We start from the raw sequence: 2,083 nt of genomic DNA on the forward strand, positions 1-2,083 counted from the left end.
GGATGCTTCTGTATTTTTTTCATATGCTTTATTTTCATGACTTTTTAATAAAAAACCACTTAATGTATAAAATGCATGGAAATCTTTTAAAAAACTACACAAAAACATGTAGCTATAATTGGAAGTAATTAGGTCTATAATTCATGGTACAGTAAATTTAGGTGCCATAGCTATTTTTTTAGATAATAATTCTCATTTTTTTTAGATAAACTTCAATATAAATCGTTAATAGACAAATCCAATCCAACTATTTCCTTTATTATCTTATAGACACATAAGTAACCGAAAGGTCACGCTCATTGGTGTTAATATTTTATCAACTTAGGCATTTTGCAAATATTTAAGATAATCTGTTGCGTATTTAGATAAAATTCTGTCAATTCGAGTGAATTTTACTAATAAATCTTAGTTTTTAAACCAATTTAAAGAGGTCAGCAGATAATTACGTATATTAGATTTTAGTAAAATAGGGGTTTCATGGAAATATTTAAGGGTCGAAATGTTCTAGAGTTCTCTGATCGGTTTAAGACATATGAAGAATGCAAAGAATACCTAGCGTTCTTAAGAGCAAAATCGGCATATAGATCTTTAAAGTGTGGCCATCATGCCTGCCAGGTGCGTAAGGATTTTTCAAGGCAATGCAACATTTGCCACCATATAGAATCCGCTACGACAAATACACTGTTTCATAAGGTTAAGTTTGGTGTTCGCAAAGCCTTTTTTATCTGTTTCGAGATGGCAACAAGAACCAAGAGCATTTCTACCAGCTATTTGGGTGTTCGCTATGGCATTACTGAAAGGACGGCACGCTTTTTTATGCTCAAGGTCCGCGAGGCCATGTCCTTGAGTGGCAACAATCCTATGGACGGCAATGTCTATGTCTACGAATTTGTGCTGAGAGGTCATGAACAGGGCAAGGTAGGTCGCAGTTATGGTGCCAAGAAAATGAAGGCGGTCACGTCAGTACAATTAACGGATGACGGAAAGGTGAAACGTATGTACACTATGCGTATCGAGGACTTTTATACAAGGTCATTGCAGTACATTTTTGTAAACTACATTAGCAGGGAAGCACATATTACCACCGATAAATGGAGAAGTTACAGGTCTATAGCAAAGGGCTTCAATATTACACGGTTAGAGAGTGGTAAAGGCTTAACTTCAAGGTAATCCATACTATGATCCACCAAATCAAATCATGGATAAGAACGACTTACTCTTGGGTAAATGATTTTAATGTAAACCGTTATCTTAATGAGTTTTGCTTTAGGATAAACCGATCGCAGAGCAAGAATACAATATTCGATAACCTAATAACCAAAATGGTCGATAGTAATAAAATTTATCAATCTGAAATCATAAGTAACTAACTACTGCCTCTATAATTAAAATTATGTGTGACTTTTATCAGTAATACGTGTCTTAAAAAAAAGCCAGTAAAGTATCCAACTACATTTGAAAACCCTAGGTAAAATTAGTGAACTAACAGATGAAAAACTTGTAGATGCAATTGTTGCGAATAACGACACATTGCTATTTGAGGTATTGTATGACAGATACGCTAAAGTGGTGTACAATAAATGTCTGGGATTTTCTAAAAATGCAGATGAAGCCGAAGATTTAACACAGGACATATTTTTAAAACTTTTTGTGAAATTGGGCAGCTTTAAAGGAAAGGCGAAGTTTTCAACTTGGTTATATGCGTTTACCTATAATCATTGTGTTAACTATGTAACCAGAAACACTCCCAAAAAGATTGAAAAGCAATCTGCAAATTATCAAGAGATTGAAAACATACCGGATGAAGAGATAGATGATAGAAGTTTTCTTAACATGAAATTAAAAAAGTTAAAACAGGCCATGGATTTAATTTCACCAGAGGAGAAAATGATATTGTTGCTTAAATATCAAGATTTACTATCTATTAAGGAAATTGAATCGATTTTAGGGATAGGTGAGAGCGCCGTAAAGATGCGTATAAAAAGAGCCAAAAACAAATTGGCTAAAATATATGCAGGGCAATTTCATTTAAAACCAAGAACTTTTTCTCTGTATTCTCTATCAAGAAGAGCATTAAGGCGTT

The 2,083-nt window shown here is 33.8% G+C and carries 1 protein-coding gene and 1 pseudogene; both read left to right on the forward strand.

All coding sequences use genetic code 11. The features are described 5' to 3' along the window. Positions 1-477: 477 nt before the first annotated feature. A pseudogene (locus tag ABD792_RS09165) lies at positions 478-1,370 on the forward strand (IS1595 family transposase). 85 nt (positions 1,371-1,455) lie between these two features. Beyond that, positions 1,456-2,083, forward strand: a 628-nt coding sequence (locus ABD792_RS09170) for an RNA polymerase sigma factor (protein ID WP_345005628.1), incomplete at its 3' end; no start/stop codon positions are given.

The organism is Snuella lapsa, from assembly GCF_039539345.1.
In the GTDB taxonomy this organism is placed as follows: domain Bacteria; phylum Bacteroidota; class Bacteroidia; order Flavobacteriales; family Flavobacteriaceae; genus Snuella; species Snuella lapsa.